General features: G+C 64.6%; 21 protein-coding genes. 10 read left to right on the top strand and 11 right to left on the bottom strand.

Annotated features, from left to right (window positions below):
* The first annotated feature begins 3 nt into the window (after positions 1 to 3).
* From AC07NK_RS13755 to AC07NK_RS13740, 4 genes are all read left to right on the top strand, one after another.
* The gene (locus AC07NK_RS13755) at positions 4 to 2,340 is read left to right on the top strand and encodes an ATP-dependent helicase (protein WP_495171167.1); all 2,337 of its coding nucleotides are present in this window, start codon (positions 4 to 6) and stop codon (positions 2,338 to 2,340) included.
* A gap of 17 nt (positions 2,341 to 2,357) precedes the next feature.
* Complete coding sequence (locus tag AC07NK_RS13750; RefSeq protein ID WP_495171166.1) at positions 2,358 to 3,677, top strand: hypothetical protein; 1,320 nt, start codon at positions 2,358 to 2,360, stop codon at positions 3,675 to 3,677.
* Between the two features lie 32 nt (positions 3,678 to 3,709).
* Positions 3,710 to 4,099, top strand: a complete 390-nt coding sequence (locus AC07NK_RS13745; protein ID WP_495171165.1) for a SpoIIAA family protein — start codon at positions 3,710 to 3,712, stop codon at positions 4,097 to 4,099.
* 64 nt (positions 4,100 to 4,163) lie between these two features.
* Complete coding sequence (locus tag AC07NK_RS13740; protein WP_495171164.1) at positions 4,164 to 4,592, top strand: hypothetical protein; 429 nt, start codon at positions 4,164 to 4,166, stop codon at positions 4,590 to 4,592.
* Positions 4,593 to 4,613: 21 nt separating this feature from the next.
* On the opposite strand, the gene AC07NK_RS13735 is transcribed toward AC07NK_RS13740, so the two are convergent.
* Complete coding sequence (locus AC07NK_RS13735; protein WP_495171163.1) at positions 4,614 to 5,024, bottom strand: GFA family protein; 411 nt, start codon at positions 5,022 to 5,024, stop codon at positions 4,614 to 4,616.
* A complete protein-coding gene (gene tpiA / locus AC07NK_RS13730; protein ID WP_495171162.1) occupies positions 5,021 to 5,767 on the bottom strand; it encodes a triose-phosphate isomerase in 747 nt (248 codons plus the stop codon). Before tpiA ends, AC07NK_RS13735 begins: the two co-directional genes overlap by 4 nt.
* A gap of 123 nt (positions 5,768 to 5,890) precedes the next feature.
* Between tpiA and AC07NK_RS13725 the strand changes: the two genes are divergently transcribed.
* Complete coding sequence (locus AC07NK_RS13725) at positions 5,891 to 7,858, top strand: peptidylprolyl isomerase (RefSeq protein WP_495171161.1); 1,968 nt, start codon at positions 5,891 to 5,893, stop codon at positions 7,856 to 7,858.
* A gap of 5 nt (positions 7,859 to 7,863) precedes the next feature.
* Positions 7,864 to 9,378 carry an anthranilate synthase component I gene (trpE, locus tag AC07NK_RS13720; RefSeq protein WP_495171160.1) on the top strand — a complete coding sequence of 505 codons (1,515 nt, stop codon included), beginning with the start codon at positions 7,864 to 7,866 and terminating at the stop codon, positions 9,376 to 9,378.
* A 1-nt stretch (position 9,379) separates the two neighbouring features.
* On the opposite strand, the gene AC07NK_RS13715 is transcribed toward trpE, so the two are convergent.
* Complete coding sequence (locus AC07NK_RS13715; RefSeq protein ID WP_495171565.1) at positions 9,380 to 9,781, bottom strand: hypothetical protein; 402 nt, start codon at positions 9,779 to 9,781, stop codon at positions 9,380 to 9,382.
* 396 nt (positions 9,782 to 10,177) lie between these two features.
* Here AC07NK_RS13715 and AC07NK_RS13710 point away from each other — a divergent pair, with 396 nt between their 5' ends.
* Positions 10,178 to 11,542: a class II 3-deoxy-7-phosphoheptulonate synthase gene (locus AC07NK_RS13710; protein WP_495171564.1), complete on the top strand. Its 1,365-nt coding sequence runs from the start codon at positions 10,178 to 10,180 to the stop codon at positions 11,540 to 11,542.
* 4 nt (positions 11,543 to 11,546) lie between these two features.
* Here AC07NK_RS13710 and AC07NK_RS13705 read toward each other — a convergent pair whose 3' ends face one another.
* The 3 genes from AC07NK_RS13705 to AC07NK_RS13695 are packed head-to-tail and all read right to left on the bottom strand — an operon-like array spanning position 11,547 to position 13,725.
* Complete coding sequence (locus tag AC07NK_RS13705; RefSeq protein ID WP_495171159.1) at positions 11,547 to 12,083, bottom strand: GFA family protein; 537 nt, start codon at positions 12,081 to 12,083, stop codon at positions 11,547 to 11,549.
* The gene (locus tag AC07NK_RS13700; RefSeq protein ID WP_495171158.1) at positions 12,080 to 12,661 is read right to left on the bottom strand and encodes a hypothetical protein; all 582 of its coding nucleotides are present in this window, start codon (positions 12,659 to 12,661) and stop codon (positions 12,080 to 12,082) included. Before AC07NK_RS13700 ends, AC07NK_RS13705 begins: the two co-directional genes overlap by 4 nt.
* Positions 12,661 to 13,725 carry a hypothetical protein gene (locus AC07NK_RS13695; RefSeq protein WP_495171157.1) on the bottom strand — a complete coding sequence of 355 codons (1,065 nt, stop codon included), beginning with the start codon at positions 13,723 to 13,725 and terminating at the stop codon, positions 12,661 to 12,663. The genes AC07NK_RS13700 and AC07NK_RS13695 overlap by 1 nt, the downstream gene beginning before the upstream one ends.
* Before the next feature lie 163 nt (positions 13,726 to 13,888).
* Here AC07NK_RS13695 and AC07NK_RS13690 point away from each other — a divergent pair, with 163 nt between their 5' ends.
* Positions 13,889 to 14,755: a LysR substrate-binding domain-containing protein gene (locus AC07NK_RS13690; protein ID WP_495171156.1), complete on the top strand. Its 867-nt coding sequence runs from the start codon at positions 13,889 to 13,891 to the stop codon at positions 14,753 to 14,755.
* Positions 14,756 to 14,767: 12 nt separating this feature from the next.
* Here AC07NK_RS13690 and AC07NK_RS13685 read toward each other — a convergent pair whose 3' ends face one another.
* From AC07NK_RS13685 to AC07NK_RS13670, 4 genes are all read right to left on the bottom strand, one after another.
* A complete protein-coding gene (locus AC07NK_RS13685) occupies positions 14,768 to 15,418 on the bottom strand; it encodes a CoA transferase subunit B (protein ID WP_495171155.1) in 651 nt (216 codons plus the stop codon).
* Positions 15,418 to 15,810 carry a hypothetical protein gene (locus AC07NK_RS13680; RefSeq protein WP_495171154.1) on the bottom strand — a complete coding sequence of 131 codons (393 nt, stop codon included), beginning with the start codon at positions 15,808 to 15,810 and terminating at the stop codon, positions 15,418 to 15,420. The genes AC07NK_RS13685 and AC07NK_RS13680 overlap by 1 nt, the downstream gene beginning before the upstream one ends.
* 71 nt (positions 15,811 to 15,881) lie before the next feature.
* On the bottom strand, positions 15,882 to 16,838 hold the full coding sequence (locus AC07NK_RS13675; protein WP_495171153.1) for an HAD family acid phosphatase: 957 nt from the start codon (positions 16,836 to 16,838) through the stop codon (positions 15,882 to 15,884).
* The gene (locus AC07NK_RS13670; RefSeq protein WP_495171152.1) at positions 16,835 to 17,554 is read right to left on the bottom strand and encodes a CoA transferase subunit A; all 720 of its coding nucleotides are present in this window, start codon (positions 17,552 to 17,554) and stop codon (positions 16,835 to 16,837) included. The genes AC07NK_RS13675 and AC07NK_RS13670 overlap by 4 nt, the downstream gene beginning before the upstream one ends.
* Before the next feature lie 201 nt (positions 17,555 to 17,755).
* Here AC07NK_RS13670 and AC07NK_RS13665 point away from each other — a divergent pair, with 201 nt between their 5' ends.
* Positions 17,756 to 17,980 carry a hypothetical protein gene (locus tag AC07NK_RS13665; protein ID WP_495171151.1) on the top strand — a complete coding sequence of 75 codons (225 nt, stop codon included), beginning with the start codon at positions 17,756 to 17,758 and terminating at the stop codon, positions 17,978 to 17,980.
* Positions 17,981 to 18,036: 56 nt separating this feature from the next.
* Here AC07NK_RS13665 and AC07NK_RS13660 read toward each other — a convergent pair whose 3' ends face one another.
* Entirely contained in the window at positions 18,037 to 18,309 is a 273-nt protein-coding gene (locus AC07NK_RS13660) for a GlsB/YeaQ/YmgE family stress response membrane protein (protein ID WP_495171150.1), read from the bottom strand.
* 103 nt (positions 18,310 to 18,412) lie between these two features.
* On the opposite strand from AC07NK_RS13660, the gene AC07NK_RS13655 reads away from it, so the two are divergent.
* Positions 18,413 to 18,937 carry a gamma carbonic anhydrase family protein gene (locus tag AC07NK_RS13655; protein ID WP_495171149.1) on the top strand — a complete coding sequence of 175 codons (525 nt, stop codon included), beginning with the start codon at positions 18,413 to 18,415 and terminating at the stop codon, positions 18,935 to 18,937.
* Positions 18,938 to 18,987 lie beyond the last annotated feature (50 nt).

Raw genomic sequence — 18,987 nt, 5'->3', positions numbered from 1 at the left:
CCGATGTCCGTACCCGTACCTTCCCCCGACGATCCTCCCTATCTGCGCGGCCTCAACGCCCCGCAGCGCGAAGCCGTGCTCACGCTCGACGGCCCCGTCCTCGTCCTCGCCGGCGCCGGCACCGGCAAGACCGCCGCGCTCACCGCGCGCCTCGCCCATCTGCTCTGGACCCGCCGCGCCTATCCGTCGGAGATCCTCAGCGTCACCTTCACCAACAAGGCCGCGCGCGAGATGCGCGAACGGGTCCGCGGCCTCGTCGGCGACGCGGTCGAGGGGATGCCCTGGCTCGGCACCTTCCACGCGATCGGCGCCAAGATGCTGCGCCGCCATGCCGAGCTGGTCGGGCTCCAGAACAACTTCACCATCCTCGACACCGACGACCAGCTGCGCCTGATCAAGCAGCTCATCGTCGCCAACGATCTGGACGAAAAGCGCTGGCCCGCACGCCAGCTCGCCGGGCTGATCGACGGGTGGAAGAACAAGGGCCTGACCCCCAAGGACCTCGACGCCGGCGAGTCCGAGCAGTTCGCCAATGGCCGCGGTCAGTCGCTCTACGCCCAGTATCAGGACCGGCTGCGCACGCTCAACGCCTGCGACTTCGGCGACCTGCTGCTGCACATGCTGACGATCCTCAAGACCCACCGCGACGTGCTCCAGCACTATCAGCAGCGCTTCCGCTACATCATGGTCGACGAGTATCAGGACACCAACAGCGTCCAGTATCTCTGGCTTCGCCTGCTCGCGCAGGAGCGCAAGAACATCTGCTGCGTCGGCGACGACGATCAGTCGATCTATTCGTGGCGCGGCGCGCAGGTCGAGAATATCCTCAAGTTCGAGAAGGACTTCCCCGGCGCCAAGGTCATCCGCCTCGAACAGAATTACCGCTCCACCCCGCACATCCTCGCCGCCGCCTCGGGTGTCATCGCCAATAATGGCGGCCGCCTCGGCAAGGAACTGTGGACCGAGAAGGACGCGGGCGAGAAGGTCAAGGTCGTCGGCGTGTGGGACGGCCCCGAGGAAGCCCGCCGTGTCGGTGACGAGATCGAGGGCGCTCAGCGCCGCGACGGAAAGTCTCTCGACGAATTCGCCATCCTCGTCCGCGCCCAGCACCAGACGCGCGAGTTCGAGGATCGCTTCATCGCCACCGGCCTGCCCTATCGCATCGTCGGCGGCTTCCGCTTCTACGAGCGTGCCGAGATCCGCGACGCGCTCGCCTATCTCCGCATCGTCCATCAGGGCGCCGACGACCTCGCCTTCGAACGCATCGTCAACGTCCCCAAGCGCGGTCTCGGCGACAAGGCGATCGCCAAGATCCACCAGCTCGCCCGCGCCGAGGGCATTCCCCTGCTCCTCGCTGCCGCGCGCATCCTCGACACCGACGAGCTGACACCACAGGCCCGCCGCGCGCTCGGCACTTTCGTCGGCGACGTCGCCCGCTGGCGCGACATGTACTCGAGCGCCGCCCCCGAAGAAGGAGCCGTCGTCGACGCAGCGGACACCCGCATCGGCGCCCTCCCGCACACCGAGCTCGCCCAGATCATCCTCGACGAAAGCGGCTACACCGCGATGTGGCAGGCGGACCGCACCGCCGAGGCCGCCGGCCGGCTCGAGAACCTCTCCGAACTCGTCCGCGCCATGGAGGAATACGAAACCCTCGGCGCGTTCCTCGAGCACGTCTCGCTCGTCATGGACAATGACGCAAACGCCGACGAGCCCAAGGTCACGATCATGACCATCCACGCCGCCAAGGGCCTGGAATACGACACCGTGTTCCTGGTCGGATGGGAGGAAGGCATCTTCCCCAGCCAGCGCGCGCTCGACGAAGGCGGCCTCGCCTCACTGGAGGAGGAGCGCCGCCTCGCCTATGTCGCGATCACCCGCGCCCGCCGCCTCGCTACCATCCTCCACGCTGCCAACCGCCGCATCTACGGCCAGTGGACCAGCAGCATCCCCAGCCGCTTCGTCGGCGAGCTGCCCAAGGACCATGTCGAGGAGGAATCGACCATGTCCGGCGGCGCCTCGCTGTGGCGCGCCAACTGGAGCGAGCATACCGATCCCTTCGCGAATGTCGCCCGATCCGGCAGCCGCGGCCCCGGCTGGCAACGCGCCGCCGCCCCCAGCTCCACCTTCACCACCGCCCCCAAGCGCGTGGTCGAAAGCCGCGCCAGCGCCGTCAGCCTCGGCAACAAGGGCCGCGACGACCTGTCGCTGGGCATGCGCGTCTTCCACCAGAAGTTCGGCTACGGCGAAATCGTCGAAATCGAAGGCAACAAGCTGGAAATCGAGTTCGAAACGAGCGGCCGGAAGCGGGTGATGGATAGTTTTGTGTCGGTGGGATAGGCTGAACGGCTGGGTGGATGTTTGAGCTGATACTTTTGGGGGATCCGATGGAATTTTCAGAAATCGCGCGAGATATCCACGCTGTAATACTTTCCTTTCGCTACTCAATTGACCGCCCTATGCGGGCGAAGTTTCTTCGGGATGCCCAAGACCGAGACACGTATGCCGCAACTATGTTGCGGTTCGAGGAGATGCGTATAAGGTTTTCGGTTTTCAATCGCCTCCAAGCGGCATTGAAACCGTCAGAGTGGGATATTGCACGAAGCGAGCTCTTGAAGTCACTTACGTCTATTTTTGAAGACAGTAAGCTACTAGAAGCCGTCTCGGACCGACCATTCAGGCTAACCGCGATGTCAGAACGCATGCGGTCCCAAATGAATGCGGAAATCAGAGACACCTTCTCTCAGGAAGACCTCACCGTATCGACCGCGCTAAAAATCCTTCATAACCTTGTCTCTTCGTCGCAAGTATCAGCAGATCCACGCCAACAGTCGTTGAGCTTCAGCGACCTTGAGTCGATCGTTCCTCGACAGCAGGTCGCTCCGGTTCAATTTTCTGTTGCAGACGGAAAAATACAAATTCTGCGCAGGCCTCCTACTATCAATCCGGAGGACAAAAATAATGTAGAAAACGCGTTAGAGCATATTGTTGACGCAGGCAATCAACTGATCGAGGGCTTAGAAAACTCGAACTGCGATCGCCGATTAGTTGCAAGTATAAAGAAGTTGCATGAGCAAATCTCATCTAACGACAGTATTGTTAAGATTGGCCTTAGCAATATTTCGTGTAGCGTCATGTGCGCTCAATACTCCTGCGAGATGCCCGACGCACTTACCGCAATGTTCAATGGATACTCGTCAAGCGTTTCCATGTATGTATCTCAATTTCCGGAGTGGGAGCGCTTTTCTCAGAGAGCAGCGGAACTCGAGATTGACGAAGAAGACGTGCGGGAACTTAGCGGAACAGCTAAGGACCTTGTCGATGAGCTTGCTAAGTACCCCGACCTTGCCGACGCAGAGGTTCCAAAAACAATTGCGTTTATTCGATCATTCCTTGAGTTACCCGGAGCGACGTCAAAGAAAGCAGCCTTCGCCGTTCTGAGAACAATTGAGAATTTGGTTTCCGTCATCCTCAGGTATGGTTTGGAATTTGCTGGAAAAACAGCAAGCGAAACCATTGAAAGCGGCTCTAAGTTAACTTCTAAGGTCATAGTTGCCATGCTTTCGCTGGCGTTGATCGGCGCCACTGGCGTTGGGTCAGTCGCCGTACGCGCTGGCACACCGTGGGTCGAGCAAGCGGCCAGCATTGTCCAGAAGCACATCGAGAAGATCGACTAGGGCGATCCTGTCAAGCCGCCGCTGAAGAACCAATGCTAACCTTCACCCCCCTCTCCCCCCGCGCCATCGCCATCGTCGCGGAAGGCCATTTCACCGCCGCCGACGTCGCGCCCGCGCTCGCCCGGATCGAAACCCTCCTCGACACCACGCCACAGCTCGACATCCTCGCCGATGTCCGCGGCTCGCCCGCGGTCGCGCTGTCCGCGGTCGTCGAGGAGTTGAAGCACCTCCCTCTCATCATCCGCCTGATCCGCGCGATCGATCGCGTCGCCATCGTCGCGGATGCGGAGTGGGTGCGCATCGCCAGCCGGATCGAAAGCGCGCTGATCCCCGGTCTCCACTACGAGATATACGAGCGCAAGGACGAGGCCCATGCCCGCGCCTGGCTGCTGCGCGAAACCGATCAGCCGCGCCCGGCCTGACCGGAACACAGCAGGAACAAAAACAACTTTCCTACAAGCCCCGTCTATGCCCATAGACTGGTGGATGGACGACTCACGCACCCTGCTCGCCACGGACGAAGCCGAGTTGCTCGGCTTCACGCCCGTTCCCACCTCCAACCGCCATAATGGCTGGACGCCCCAGCGACAGCGCGACTTCATCACCGCACTCGCGATCACCGGCACCGTCCAGCGCGCCACCCGCGCGGTCGGGATGAGTCGTCAGTCACTCTACAAGCTGCGCGAACGCCCCGGCGCCGAAAGCTTCGTCGCGGCGTGGGATATCGCCCAGTCGCTGAGCTACGACCGCGTCTTCGCGCTGGCGATGGACCGCGCAATCAACGGCATCACCATCCCGCGCTATTACCGGGGGCGTCAGATCGGCACGATCCACCGCCCCGATCTGCGCCTCGCCATGGCGGTTCTCGCCGATCGCCCGCAGCCTCCGACAAGAGCGACGAAGTTGACAGAATGAATCGCGTTCCGCGTAATTACGTCAACTTTGCGGGGCGCCCGGTTCCTCGCTCAACGCCACCTCGACCCAGCTGAATTTGCGTTCTTCATAGACTTCGGCCCACGGTGCCGGGAACGCATCGGGATCGGCAAACGCGCCGACCGGCACCGCGACCGTATCGGGGAAATCGCGCGCGACGAAGGCCACGTCCGATCCACAGTTCGGGCAGAAATAATGGTCGGAGACCATGCCTTCGTCCCCGGCGCGCCACCAGTTCCGCGTCTCGCCGGTGATGGTCACGCGGTCGACGGGAAAGCGCGCCTGCACCGCGAACACGCTGCCTGAGCGTTTCTGGCAGTCGAGGCAATGGCAGAGCGAGATGCGGACGGGCTCGCCTTCGCAGGCGACCCGGACCGCGCCGCACTGGCAGGTCGCGGTGCGCACCGCGGTCACAGCTTTGCGGCCGCTTCGATGATCGGCACGAACTTCTCGGCGGTCAGGCTCGCTCCGCCAACCAGCGCGCCGTCGACATCGGAGCACCCCAGCAGCGCCGCGGCGTTGGCCCCGTTGACCGACCCGCCATACAGCACCCGCATCGCGCCTGCGGCCTCGGCTCCGAGCAGGTCGGAGAGCTTCGCCCGCACCGCGCCGTGCATCGCCGCCACGTCATCCTCGGTCGGCGTCCGTCCCGTCCCGATCGCCCAGACCGGCTCGTACGCGATCGACAGCCAGTCGGCCGCCGCGCCATCGGGCATCGATCCGGCGAGCTGCGCGGTGACGACGGCCTCGGCCTGTCCGGCGTCGCGCTGCTCCAGCGTCTCGCCGACGCACAGGATCGCGTTCAGGCCGTGACGGTGCGCGGCCTCGGCCTTGCCCTTGACGTCGGCGTCGGTCTCGCCCTGGTCCGCGCGACGCTCGCTATGGCCGACGATGGTCAGCGCCGCGCCCGCGCCCAGCAGCATCAGGGCGGAGACACAGCCGGTGTGCGCGCCCTGGTCCGCCGCGTGGCAATCCTGCCCGCCGATCGGCATCCGCGCCGCGACCGTCACCGCGGGGGCGATCAGCGTCGCCGGCACGCACAGCGCCACATCGACCCCCGGCGTCACTGCCGCGGCCTGCGCGATTGCCTCGATCTCGGGCAGCGCCGTGATCAGGCCGTGCATCTTCCAGTTCCCCGCCACCAGCTTGCGCCGCATCCCAAACTCCCTTTGTCCGATTTTGGACAGCGCCGTACGCGCACTATGGAATGCACTCAAGCTTGATGGCGGCGCATCACCCCCCTAAAGCACCCTTCAACTTCTCCCATCGAACGGGTCTCCATGCTCACCATTCTCCGCCGCGCCCTCTTCTCGACCGTCGGCAAGATCATCGCCCTGCTCTTGCTCGTGGTGATCGCCGTCGCCTTTGCGCTGGGCGACATCACCAACCTCGGCGGTGGTGGCGGCGGCCCGACGGGTGCGCTGGTTCAGGTCGGCAACCGCAAGGTGACCGAGCGTGAGTTGCAGGACCGACTCAAGGACGCGCTCGACCGCGCCCGTCAGGAACAGCCGGCACTGGACATGACTCAGTTCGTGGCGATGGGCGGCTTCGATCAGGTGCTCGACGATGTCGTCAACCGCATGGTGCTCGAGGAGTATGCCGGCGAACACGGCATGGCCGTGTCGAAGGCTGCGGTGGATGGCGAGATCGCCGGTGCGCCCGGCTTTGCCGATCCGGTGACGGGAAAGTTCAGCCAGCGCGCGTTCGACCAGTTTCTGGCGCAGCAGCGGATTACCGCGGATCAGGTTCGCGCCGATATCCGTCAGGGCACGCTTGCGCGCTGGGTTGTCGGCCCCGCGGTCGGTGTCACCCGCGGCGCGACCTATGTCTCGAACCAGCTCGCTTTGCCGTACGCGTCGCAGCTGCTTGAGCGCCGTAAGGGCTCGGTGGGCTATATCCCGGTCACCGCCATCGCGGCGGGTCCCGCCCCCACCGATGCTGAGCTGACCGCCTTCTACAATCGCAACCGCGCTCGCTACACGCTGCCTGAGCGCCGCGTGATCCGCTACGCCGTGGTCCGCCCCGATCAGTTCGCCGAAGGCGCCAAGGCGACCGAGGCGGAAATCGCGGCTGCCTATAAGCAGGATGCCCCAAAGTACGCCGCCAGCACCAAGCGTACGCTGGCGCAGGTGATCGTCGCGGATCAGAACGCCGCCAATGTACTCGCCGCGAAGGTCAAGGGCGGCGAATCGATCGCCGCTGCGGCGCAGGCCGCGGGCCTCCAGCCCTCGACCGTCGCCGACGCGCAGAAGGACAGCTTCGCGCGCGCCAACAGCCCGCAGATTGCCGACGCCGCCTTTGCCGCGGCGCAGGGCGGTGTGGTCGGTCCGCTGCGCTCGCCGCTCGGCTGGCACATCGTTCGCGTCGAAAAGGTCGAACAGATTCCGGCCAAGACCCTCGATCAGGTCCGCGCCGAGATCGCCACCGCGGTCACCCAGCGCAAGGAAGCCGAAGCGCTGACCAATTTGCGCACGCGGATCGATACCGCGATCGTCGGCAATGCGACGTTCGACGAAGCGGTCGCCGACGCCAAGCTCAAGGCCGAGGTCAGCCAGCCGGTGTTCGGTGACGGCCGCACCCAGCAGGCCGCCGAGGCAACGACCCCGACCCCGCCCGATCCGGTGATGACAGCGATCGCGCAGGCTGCTTTCGCGATGGAGATCAATGACGACGCGCAGCTGGTACCGCTCGGTCAGGACGGCAGCTTCGCGCTGATCAAGCCCGATCGCGTGATTGCCGCCGCACCGCGCCCGCTTGCCGAAATCCGCGAGGCAGTCGTCGCCGGCTTCATTCGCGACCGTCAGCTTCAGGCTGCACGCAAGGCCGCAATCGCCGTGCTCGCGGACGTCAACAAGGGCACATCGATCGCCGATGCGATCAAGAAGACCGGCCTGCCGGTGCCCGCGCCTAAGCCACTTGATGCCGTACGTGGGCAGCTCGCCCAGGCCGGCCTGCAAGTCCCGCCGCCAGTGCGCCTGATGTTCACCATCGCCGCCAAGAAGGCCAAGATGACCGAAGAGCCCAATGGCGGCGGCTATTGGGTGGTCTGGCTCGATGAGATCGTGCCAGGCGATGCCAGCAGCAACCAGCAGCTGGTTGCGCAGACCCGCAGCGGTCTGGGTCAGGTCGTCGGCGCCGAGTATCTTGAGCAGTTCGTCGCTGCCGCGCGCAAGTCGGTTGGCGTCAAGCGCGACGATGCGGCGATCGCCAAGCTCAAGGCGCAGCTCGACGGCCAGGGCGGCAACTGATTGCCATGGGGTCGGGAACAGAGGGCCTCGAGGCCGCACGTACAGCGCTGAGCGAAGGCCGTCCCGCGCTGGTCTGGCGCCGGCAGCTGGCGGATACCGACACTCCGGTCGCCGCGGCGCTCAAGCTGATCGAGCCGGGCCGCGGCGATTTCCTGCTGGAATCGGTCGAGGGTGGTGAGGTCCGCGGCCGTCATAGCCTGATCGGCCTCGCCCCGGACCTCGTCTTCCGCGCGCATGGAGAACAGGCAGAGGTCAATCCGTACTGGCTCACCGATCGCACCGCCTTCAGCCCCGCCGGCCAGCCGACGCTCGAGGCGTTCCGCGCGCTCGTCCAGAGCTGCCGCATGGATGTGCCCGCGGAATTGCCCCGCGCACTCGCCTGTCTCGTCGGCTATTTCGGTTATGAGACGATCGGACTGGTCGAGAAGCTGCCCCGCGCCGCCAGCGACCCCCTCGACCTGCCCGACATGATCTTCGTGCGGCCAACGGTAATCCTGATCTTCGACCGGCTGGCGGATTCGCTGTTCCTGGTCGCGCCCGTCTGGCCCGACGGCGGCCGCGACACCGAAGCGATGCTGTCGGCTGCTGCGGAACGGATTGACGCAACCGCGGCGCGCCTTGCTTCGGCACCACTGCCGCCCAAGGTCGCCGCCGACCCAGTCGAGCCCGTCGCCCAATCGACAACCTCGGCCGACGATTACACTGCGATGGTGAAGCGCGCGAAGGACTATATCACCGCGGGTGACATCTTTCAGGTTGTGCTCGCTCAGCGCTTCACTGCGCCCTTCACGCTGCCCCCGATCGAGCTCTATCGCGCCCTGCGCCGCGTGAACCCCTCGCCCTTCCTCTATTTCCTCGACCTCCCCGGCTTCGCGCTCACCGGCTCCAGCCCTGAGATCCTGGTGCGCGTCCGCGACGATGAGGTGACCATCCGCCCGATCGCGGGCACCCGGCCGCGTGGAAAGTCCGCGGCCGAGGACGAGGCCAATCGCGTTAGCCTGCTCGCCGATCCCAAGGAGCGCGCCGAGCATCTGATGCTGCTCGACCTCGGCCGCAACGACACCGGTCGCGTGGCCGATGCGGGAACGGTCAGGGTCACCGACAGCTACACCGTCGAATTCTACAGCCACGTCATGCACATCGTATCCAACGTGGTCGGCAAGCTGCGCCCCGACGCCGACGCGCTCGACGCGCTATTCGCGGGCTTCCCCGCGGGCACCGTCAGCGGGGCTCCGAAAGTGCGTGCATGCGAGATCATCGCGGAACTCGAGCGCGAACAGCGCGGCCCCTATGCGGGCGGTGTCGGCTATTTCTCGCCCGACGGCTCAATGGACAGCTGCATCGTCCTGCGTACCGCGATCGTGAAGGATGGCGTGATGCACGTCACTGCGGGCGCAGGCATCGTCGCCGACAGCGACGCCGCCTCTGAACAGCGCGAATGCGAGGCCAAGGCCGGCGCCCTGTTCGCTGCGGCGCGTGAAGCCGTCAGCCGGGCCTCGGAACCCGGCTTCGGGCAATAGGCTATTCTTCCCCGCCGGGGATCGCCGCTTCCTCGGCCTTCTTCGCGGTCCGCTCGGCGCGCCATTGCTGGAGCATCTGCATCGTGCAGCCCGAATGCCCGAAGCTCCCGATCGGCGAGCAGCTGCCCGGCAGCGTCACGCGGTTCACCTCATCGACCAGCTCGGCCCGGCGAGTCCAGCTGGTCCCGCCGGGACCCGGCTCGGTCTTCCGCAACGATTTGGGAATACGATAAGGCGACTCCCCGACCTTCGCGCAGACGACCACCTCATCTTCGCTCTCAGCCTTGGGACACTGATCCTCGCCATACAGCAGCACGCTGCGCACCCGCTGGGGCGGCGCATTATCGTCCTCGGCCTCCTGCGCGAGCACCGGGGTCGCGGCAATCGCCGCCAGCATCAGCATTCGGATCACTACGCACCTTCCTTCACCCGCCGGCTTCCGGCCATGCTCATATAGGTATCACCCGCGTCCGCATTAAGGCGGGCTGAACCAATCTGGTCGTGCGGCTCTCCACTTACCCCATAAGGGTGAATTTAGGTCTTGCACCTGTTTACCCGCACGGGGTAAGGCGCTCGCATCATGACGACACTAGCTGGTTCAAAGATCCGCCGCTTCCGCGAGGAACGCTCCCTTTCCCGTGCCGCGTTCGGCGCGTGGTTCGACACGCCCGGTTCGACCGTTCAGGGCTGGGAAGAAGATGGGAAGCGCGCATCTCCGGCTGTTCTCAACCAGATTGCCGCCAATGGCATCGCGCATCATCAGGACTGGTATGTCCATGTCCGTAACTTGGAGCAGGCCATGGGATGGACCCCCGACAGCTGGAAGTCGGCCGAGGCCCGCCAGCTCCCGATTTACCCCGATGCCACGGCACTGAATGCGGCAACGACGCAGCTCTCCAGCTTCCCTCCGCTCGTCTTCGCAGGCGAAGCGCGTGCACTGACGCAGGAGCTGGCCAAGGTCGCGCGCGGCGAGGCTTTCCTGCTACAAGGTGGTGATTGCGCCGAGAGCTTTGCCGAGTTTCACCCGAACAACATCCGCGACACCTTCCGCGTCATTCTCCAGATGGCGGTGGTACTGACGTTCGCGTCGAAACTGCCGACGGTGAAAGTCGGCCGCATGGCCGGGCAGTTCGCCAAGCCGCGCTCGGCCGATACCGAGACGATCGATGGCGTCGAACTGCCGAGCTACCGCGGCGACAACGTCAACGACATCGCCTTCACGCCGCAATCACGCATTCCCGATCCGCAGCGGATGGTCCAAGGCTACAGCCAGTCCGCCGCGACGCTCAACCTGCTGCGCGCCTTCGCCAGCGGTGGGTACGCTAACCTGCATCAGGTCCATAAATGGACGCTCGACTTCATGGGCAAAAGCCCGTGGAGCGCCAAGTTCGCTGACGTCGCCGATCGCATCGGCGAAGCGCTCGACTTCATGCAGGCGTGCGGGATCGACGCCGACAGCGTCCCCCAGCTCAAGGGCACCGATTTCTATACCAGCCATGAGGCGCTGCTGCTCCCGTACGAGCAGGCGCTGACCCGGCAGGATTCGCTCACCGGCGACTGGTACGACACCAGCGCACACATGCTGTGGATCGGCGACCGCACGCGGTTCGACGGATCGGCCCATGTCGAGTTCCTGCGCGGCATCGGCAATCCGATCGGTATGAAGTGCGGCCCAAGCCTCGAGCCGGACGCGCTGTTGCGCCTGCTCGACACGCTCAACCCGGCGCGGACGCCAGGCCGCATCACGCTCATCACCCGCTATGGCCATGACAAGATCGAGGACGGCCTGCCCAAGCTCGTGCGCGCGGTAAAGCGCGAAGGGCATCCGGTGGTGTGGAGCTGCGATCCGATGCACGGTAACGTCGTCAAGGCGGCGAACGGCTACAAGACGCGCCCATTCGAACGCATCCTTGCCGAAGTGCGTGGATTCTTCGCTGTGCATCGCGCCGAAGGCACCTTCGCCGGCGGCATCCACGCCGAAATGACCGGCCAGAACGTGACCGAATGCACCGGCGGCATGATCGATGTCAGCGAGCATGACCTCGCCGACCGCTATCACACCCATTGCGATCCGCGCCTCAACGCGGGCCAGTCGCTGGAGCTGGCGTTCCTGCTGGCCGAGATGCTCAACGACGAGATGGCGGAGCGGCGCAAAGCCGCCTGAGCGTTCAGACGTCGATGGCTCCCGCAACCTCGATTCGGGGGTTGCGGAATCCCATCGCGATCCACGCGCCGAGCAACTTCGCATAGAAGCCGATCGTGTGGCTCTTCAGGTTGGGGATGTCGTCCGGCAGCACAGACGGATCGGGCAGATCGCCGACCATGGTCCGCAGCTCGGGTTTCGGCCGTTGCGCCTCCGGCCAGAGGTGCAGATAGACGCTCAGCCAATGCCCGCCCTTCAACTCGAGGAATAGCGGGGTGTTGCAGCAGGCCGCGATCACCCGGCGCGAACCGGCTTCCGGAGTCAGCCTGAACTCGCGCAGTTGCTCCGCACCGGACTGGAACAGCACCCGATCCTTGCGGTACTCGGCAGCGGGGGTCGCGCCATAGCTGGTGAGGATGTTCCGCGCGCCGGGAAGCGCGGCGAGCCGCCATGCAGCCGCACGACAACTGTCGCACAGGCACTCCGACACCAGAATTGGCCGCCCCGAGACCTCAAGGCGTGTCGCTCCGCACCTGCATCCGATCGTCACGCTTTCGTTCATTTCACATCCTCCGCGCGCAGATATCGCATCACCCAATTGGTCTCCCAAGTCCTGCCTTTGTCGGTCGAGAATGCCTGCTCCCAACGTGCCTCACTCGCGTTCACGGAGGAAAACTGCCCGCGTACCAATATGGGCCTTCCCTCGAACGTATCGCGCGACACGAAAGTACCGACACCCTGGAGGAACCGGCCATAGAGCGGCGGGTCGATCTTGCTGAGATCGCCTGCTGAGAGATACCAGTCCACCCAGCGCCCGCCCGGTTCGTCCAGCGCGCGCAACCCCATGCCATAGCTGGTGCGTCCGCCGCGCCAGGAGACGCTCTCATTGAGGTTGACCAGCCCGCCAAACATTTGCTGGCAACGCGTACGGCCGGCGAAGTTCTCCCAGTCATCGCTTCCGGCCAGCCGCTTGCGTAACCGCCGGTGCTCGACCTTCCAGCTACCGATGAAATAGTCGAAATCCGCGCGCGAAGCGGCGCCCTCAGGTAAGGGCAAGTCTTTCTCCTGCGCGACAGCGGAAGGCGCATTGAAAATGCCAAACGCCAGCACGGCATTCTGCATCATCGCACGCCGGTCCATTACGCGACCCTCGTGAAATCGGAAGTCCAGTTGATTTCCCATGTCCTGCCGCCGTCCGCCGAGAATGCTTGCTCCCAACGCGCGGTCTTGCCGGTGATCCGCGACCAGGTGACGCGCGCTTTAACCGGCCGCCCCTCATGCTCGTCGTCGGACAGATAGGTACCGATCCCGCCCGTGAATCTGCCGCGCAGCGGTGCGCCAATCCGGCTCGGGTCGCGCCCGTCGAGCCACCAGCTCAGCCATTCGCGCGTCGCCGGGTCCCAGGCACGAAATCCGACGCCGCGGAACGTCCCGCCCGGCGCCTCCATCAAATTGTCTCCGGCATTTCCGTTGCCGCCCAGCGTCGGCCAGTTGACAAAAGTCCCGCCGAACAAATCCCAGTCCTGACTGCCAGCCAACCGCCTTCGCAGCTTGCGGTGGCGCACCGTCCAACTCCCGGCAAGGAACGCCCAATCATCTGGCGCAGCGTCGCTCCGCGTCGGCAGAGAGGTTGGCGTCACGGCAGTACGGGTGAAGAAACTCTCCCAGTTCATTTCCCAGGTTGCGCCGCCATCGGCCGAGAAGGATTGTTGCCAATGCGGGCGCGGTCCGTGGATTCCACGCCAGTGGAAACGCACGTCGATCGGCCGCCCGTCGAACGTGTCGGCACCCGAAAACAAGCCGGTATCGCCCTCGAACCGCCCCGTAACCGGCGGATCGATCCGCACCGGGTTGCGCCCATCGAGCCACCAGATCGACCAGCGGCCGGTCGCCGGGTCATAGGCGCGGATCCCCATCGCCCGATAATCGCCGCCGGGAAGGCGCAGCAGATTGTCGTCGATCGTGCCAAGTCCGCCCAGCGTCATCCACACGGCGCTGTCGCCGGTGAAGCGATCCCAATGACTATCCCGCACCAGCCGCCGCCGCAGACGACGGTGGTACACCTTCCAGTTTCCTTCAAGCCACGCCCAGTCGCGCCGCCGGTCCGTCGCGCCCGCAAATGCTTGCCCTCCACTCAGGAGCAAGCCCGATCCGCCCAGACCCGCCAGCACTGCGCGCCGATGGAAGCCGTCGAATGTCCGCATACACTCATCCTTCGAGAAATGGCCGCCAACCTCTGCGGCCTTCGCGGCGGGTGCGGGACTCGAAAGATATCGGATTACCCTCAGTCAAACTTGGGGTACTTGGCCTATAGCTAGTCTCAAACATTCAGCTGGATTTGCGGTGACGACCACCCTCCCCTCCCTGATGGCAATCCGCGCCTTCGAAGCGGCAGCGCGGCTGGGCGGCTTCGCACCCGCCGCGCGCGAGCTCCAGACGACTTCTGCCGCGGTCAGCTATCACGTCCGCCAGCTTGAGACACAGATCGGGGTCGACCTGTTCCATCGCCGCGCGCAACGGGTTGAGCTGACCGTCGCTGGCGAAGTGCTCGCCGCGGACGCACTGTCCGCTTTCACGACATTGCGGGCCGGATTCGCGCGCGCGATCGAGGCGGATCAGACCCGGCTTCATATCACGGCCCTCCCGACGCTCGGCACTTCCTGGCTCGCTCCGCGCCTAGGCCGGTTCCGGGCGCTTCATCCGGAGTTACGCGTCGAGCTGGACCTGTCGCCTGACGCGCGCGACCTCGCTGGCGGCGGCTATGATATCGCGATCCGCAACGGTCATGGCAGCTGGCCCGGACTGCGCGCCACGCCCCTGTTTCCGAGCGTATTCACCCCGCTATGCGCGCCGGGATTGCTGGAAGCCGTTCGCGGTCTGAACGATCCCGACGGAGCACCTCGGGTCCCGTTGTTGGGCCGCCCCGACTGGTGGGAGATCTGGTATCGCGACACCGGTCATTCCACCGGCCCCGCGCCCGACCGCTTCGGAACGACCTTCTCCGCTGAGTATCTCGATATTGCCGCGGCAATCGCGGGTCATGGCGTTGCAATCGGTTCGCCGATCCTGTTCGCCGCAGACATTGCCGCCGGCCGGCTGGCCCGCGTCCATCCCCACGCCGCTACCGACGGCCGTGCCTTCTGGCTTGTCTATCCGTCGACGCGTCAGCTCAGCGCAAAGATCATCGCATTCCGCGACTGGATCCTCGCAGAGATCTCTGCCTCCACCGGCTAGAATGTTACCCGCTCAGGCGGCCGCCAGTGCCATCTCGTACGCCGCGGTGGTCTTCGCCGCGACCTCGTCTTCGGTCACCCCGGGAGCCAGCTCTGTCAGACGGAAAGGCGAATCATGGTCGGCGCGCTGGAACACCGCCAGATCGGTGATGATCATGTCGACCACATTCTTGCCGGTCAGCGGCAGCGTGCATTCGGGGATGAACTTCGCGCTGCCGTCCTTGGCGTTATGCTCCATCACCACGATAATCTTCTTGACGCCTGCGACCAGATCCATGGCGCCGCCCATCCCTTTGATCATCTTGCCGGGAATCATCCAGTTGGCGATGTCGCCATTCTGCGCGACTTCCATCGCCCCCAGCACGGTCAGGTCGATATGCCCGCCGCGGATCATCGCAAAGCTGTCCGCACTGCTGAAATAGACCGACTGGGGCAGCTCGCTGATCGTCTGCTTGCCCGCATTGATCAGATCGGGATCTTCCTCGCCCTCATAGGGGAACGGTCCGATGCCCAGCATCCCGTTCTCCGACTGCAGCGTCACCTCGACCCCCTCCGGGATATGGTTCGCCACCAGCGTCGGGATACCGATGCCCAGATTCACGTAAAAGCCGTCGCGCAGTTCCTTGGCGGCGCGGGCAGCCATTTCGTCACGGGTCCAGGGCATCAGGCAAATTCCTTCTTCGTCAGGTTGGGCCAGGCGCGCCACGTTCCGATCGTATAGGCCAAGCCATAGACGAGCACGATCGCGGACGACCAGAAGATGAAAGCAGGCGACAGGTCTTGCCGCCCCAGCGCCGCCGGCATGAACAGCACCGAGCCGCGCAGCAGATACACGGCGCTGATCACGACCAGACCGGTTCGCAACAAGGGTAGTCTGCGTATGCGGCCTGCACCCGAAAAGGCATAGGCGGCCCATATACCGAGCACCGTCGCGATCCCGAGAGTCAGCAAGGCCGGTACCGGGCTACCGTGCTCGGCCGCGCTGGCGATGGCCTCGCCCGCGCCAAAAAAACGGTACCAGTCGCCACCCCCTGCGATCGCGGCAAGGTGAGCCACCGCCGCCGCTATGCTAAGCCAGCCGCCAACGGTCAGCCATAGGCTACCGGGGGTCCTGCGGACGAAAGCCGTCATTGCGCGCCAGTCGTCGCAATGCTGCGCACGGGGTTCGGCAGGATGAACCAACCCGAACCCCAGAGCGGCGCCACCATCGTTTCGGTTGCCGCGGTCTGGCGCTTGCTGGAATCGCTTGCCGCTTCGAACAGCTTGCTGAAATCGTTGAGCGAATCGCCAACCAGCGCGACGACGCAATAACCGGCCGCGATCACCTGACGCACCTGTTCGTCGCCCTTCCCCGCCTCGCTACCGCCAGCCAGGATCAGCGTGCGGCCCGGCTCGAACCGGCCGAAGCCCAACTGATCGAGCAGACCAGTAATCCCGGGCGCGCTTTCGGGCGAGCGGCGCGTGGTGAAGATCACCGCGACGCCCTCGCGACGCGCCGCTTCAATCCCCTCGACCGCGCCCGGCGTCGCGGTAACCGCATCGGTCCCATCACCCTTCCAGCGGCGCCACGGCGCATCGGGATCAACGGCCTTGTCGGCGCTCTCGTCCAGATCGAACACGACGGCCAACGGCTTGCCGCCACAGGCCGCATAGCCCGGCGCATCGAGTGTAGCACCGGGCGCCAGTATCACGGACTGTAGCGCCTCGCCCCGGCGGCGGCGTTCTGCTTGCACGGCGAGATGATTCCAAAGCGCCTGATAGGCTTGCAGGCTGTAAGCCGCCGCTTCTCCCGAGCCGGCGGCTCCGCCGGGCACCGTACCGTCAGGCCGCGGCAATGCTTTCAAACCGGTCTGAACTACGGCGCGTCCGTCGATCGCGGTCATTGCGACCTGCCCTGTTTCGGCTTTCGGCAGGATAGGAGCCGGGGTCGTCGCCTTCCGCTTCGCGGCGCGTTTCTTGTCACCGCCCGGAAGCTGATCGCGAGCGATCAGTCCGCCGGCCACCACCGGGATCGCCGCCGCCACGCAGCCGCCCGCCATTACCGGCAGCAGCGTCAGCGCGACCGCGGCGCGCAGCCGCTTCACGCGGCGCCGACGCTTTCCGGCCGCGCCCGCGTCGTCCGGAACTCGATCTTCTTGTCGTACGGCGCGCCGATGATCATCCGCTTCACATAGATGCCCGGCAGGTGGATCGCGTCGGGATCGAGGCTGCCGACCGGCACGATTTCCTCGACCTCGGCGACACAGATATTCGCCGCGGTCGCCATCGGCTGGTTGAAGTTTCGCGCGGTCTTGCGGAAGATCAGGTTCCCTGCTTCATCCGCTTTCCAGCCCTTGATGATCGATAGATCGGCGCGAATGCCGCGCTCGAGGATATACTCCTCGCCGTCGAACAGCTTCACTTCCTTGCCCTCGGCCACTTTCGTGCCGACGCCGGTCTTGGTGTAGAAACCGGGGATTCCAGCGCCGCCGGCGCGACAGCGCTCGGCGAGCGTACCCTGCGGGCAGAATTCTACTTCAAGCTCGCCGGCCAGATATTGCCGCTCGAACTCCTTGTTTTCACCGACATAGGAAGAGATCATCTTGCGGACCTGGCGGCTGCGCAGCAGTTTGCCGAGACCCTCATTGTCGATTCCGGCGTTGTTGGAAGCGATCGTCAGACCCTTGACGCCCGACACCTGAATCGCGTCGATCAGCCGCTCAGGAATGCCGCACAGGCCGAAGCCGCCGGCGCAGATCGTCATGCCATCGTGAAGCAGACCGTCAAGCGCGGCCTCGGCGCTGGGATAGAGCTTCTTCATCGCGGCGATTCTCTCCTGCGTGCGTTTGCGAGCGCGAATAGGCGCGCGATCCCCGGACGGTCAAGCGAACCTGAACCCAGTTTCAACTCGCGAAACTGGCGCGAATTCGCGCTGCAATGCAGCAAAGTTGCGGCGAGCCGAAATTGAAGCGTTAACCCATTGCCGGTAATTCTAGCCGAGTTTCGGGGCGGGACCCAGCACATGATCGAGTTTTCTGTTTTCCTCTACGGGCTGCTGACGGCATTCGTGCTGATGTCGGCGGAGCAGAACCGGCGCCTGTCGCGCCCAAATCCGGCGATGGTTACCGCGGTGGGCTGGGGCCTGTTTTCGATGTCCTCGACGCTCGCGGTGCTGATGGGTGCGATCGCGCTGGCATTTGCGCTCGGTATCCCCGTTCCCGATTTTACCCATCTCGCGCTTCACTGACGCAAAAAGAATGGGCGGCCGAAGCCGCCCAGGTGCTTGGGAAGGATATGCCCGGGTCAGCGCATCGAACCGCGCCGCACCAGGTTCACAATTCCGAGCAAAACGACCGCGCCCAGGAACGATACGAGCAGCGATGTCAGGCTGAACGATCCCTGGGTGATCGGCACGCCGCCAATCAGCGGTGTGATGAGCAATCCGGCCAGCACTGCGCCGACGATGCCCACAACGACATTCAGGAAAATGCCCTGCTGAGCGTCGGTCCGCATTACCATGCTGGCCAGCCAGCCCAGAACGCCGCCTACAATTAGAAGCACGATAAGGTTGATCATCGACCGTCTCCTGCAATCCGGCTCGGCAGCGCCGAGTCATGAGGATATACGGTTGAAACCGCGGGACGTTCCGTCCGGCCAACAAATTTGAATCGAGGAAATGATGGCCGTCTATGCGTTCGAGGGCATTGCACCGTCGATCCATCCCGACGCTTGGATCGCGCCGAGCGCCGACGTTATCGGCGACGCGCGTCTGGCAGAGGGGGCAAGCCTGTGGTTCGGCGCTGTGATCCGCGCGGACAACACCCCGATCACCATCGGCGAACGCAGTAATGTGCAAGAGGGCGCAATGCTCCATTCGGACCCGGGTGTCCCGCTCACCATCGGTGCCGATTGCACGATCGGCCATCACGCGATCCTGCACGGCTGCACGATCGGAAACCGTGTCCTCATCGGTATGGGCGCGATTATTCTCAACCGCGCGGTGATTGGCGACGATTGCCTGATCGGCGCCGGTGCGTTGGTGACCGAAGGTAAGGAATTTCCACCCGGCAGCCTGATCGTCGGCAGCCCCGCGCGTGCGGTGCGCGAGCTTGACGCTACGACACGCGCTGCTTTGCTGATTTCCGCGCACAGTTACACCGATCGGCAGCGCCGTTTTCGCACTGGCCTGACGCGCGTCGATTAGCCTTTTCAAATATCTGGTATGGTATTCTGATGAGCCATACCGCGCCCGCT

It is taken from the genome of Sphingomonas sp. GW821-FHT09B04, from assembly GCF_059418285.1.
Note: the sequence above shows the minus strand (reverse complement) of the source record. Positions and strands in the feature narration are given on the sequence as shown.

What these genes read in the sequence shown, in the direction of transcription:
- AC07NK_RS13755 (WP_495171167.1), top strand. Translation starts at nt 4, where the DNA reads ATGTCCGTACCCGTACCTTCCCCCGACGATCCTCCCTATCTGCGCGGC.
- AC07NK_RS13750 (WP_495171166.1), top strand. Translation starts at nt 2,358, where the DNA reads ATGTTTGAGCTGATACTTTTGGGGGATCCGATGGAATTTTCAGAAATC.
- AC07NK_RS13745 (WP_495171165.1), top strand. Translation starts at nt 3,710, where the DNA reads ATGCTAACCTTCACCCCCCTCTCCCCCCGCGCCATCGCCATCGTCGCG.
- AC07NK_RS13740 (WP_495171164.1), top strand. Translation starts at nt 4,164, where the DNA reads ATGGACGACTCACGCACCCTGCTCGCCACGGACGAAGCCGAGTTGCTC.
- tpiA (WP_495171162.1), bottom strand. Translation starts at nt 5,767, where the DNA reads ATGCGGCGCAAGCTGGTGGCGGGGAACTGGAAGATGCACGGCCTGATC.
- AC07NK_RS13725 (WP_495171161.1), top strand. Translation starts at nt 5,891, where the DNA reads ATGCTCACCATTCTCCGCCGCGCCCTCTTCTCGACCGTCGGCAAGATC.
- trpE (WP_495171160.1), top strand. Translation starts at nt 7,864, where the DNA reads ATGGGGTCGGGAACAGAGGGCCTCGAGGCCGCACGTACAGCGCTGAGC.
- AC07NK_RS13715 (WP_495171565.1), bottom strand. Translation starts at nt 9,781, where the DNA reads ATGCTGATGCTGGCGGCGATTGCCGCGACCCCGGTGCTCGCGCAGGAG.
- AC07NK_RS13710 (WP_495171564.1), top strand. Translation starts at nt 10,178, where the DNA reads ATGGGATGGACCCCCGACAGCTGGAAGTCGGCCGAGGCCCGCCAGCTC.
- AC07NK_RS13705 (WP_495171159.1), bottom strand. Translation starts at nt 12,083, where the DNA reads ATGAACGAAAGCGTGACGATCGGATGCAGGTGCGGAGCGACACGCCTT.
- AC07NK_RS13700 (WP_495171158.1), bottom strand. Translation starts at nt 12,661, where the DNA reads ATGGACCGGCGTGCGATGATGCAGAATGCCGTGCTGGCGTTTGGCATT.
- AC07NK_RS13695 (WP_495171157.1), bottom strand. Translation starts at nt 13,725, where the DNA reads ATGCGGACATTCGACGGCTTCCATCGGCGCGCAGTGCTGGCGGGTCTG.
- AC07NK_RS13690 (WP_495171156.1), top strand. Translation starts at nt 13,889, where the DNA reads ATGGCAATCCGCGCCTTCGAAGCGGCAGCGCGGCTGGGCGGCTTCGCA.
- AC07NK_RS13685 (WP_495171155.1), bottom strand. Translation starts at nt 15,418, where the DNA reads ATGCCCTGGACCCGTGACGAAATGGCTGCCCGCGCCGCCAAGGAACTG.
- AC07NK_RS13670 (WP_495171152.1), bottom strand. Translation starts at nt 17,554, where the DNA reads ATGAAGAAGCTCTATCCCAGCGCCGAGGCCGCGCTTGACGGTCTGCTT.
- AC07NK_RS13665 (WP_495171151.1), top strand. Translation starts at nt 17,756, where the DNA reads ATGATCGAGTTTTCTGTTTTCCTCTACGGGCTGCTGACGGCATTCGTG.
- AC07NK_RS13660 (WP_495171150.1), bottom strand. Translation starts at nt 18,309, where the DNA reads ATGATCAACCTTATCGTGCTTCTAATTGTAGGCGGCGTTCTGGGCTGG.
- AC07NK_RS13655 (WP_495171149.1), top strand. Translation starts at nt 18,413, where the DNA reads ATGGCCGTCTATGCGTTCGAGGGCATTGCACCGTCGATCCATCCCGAC.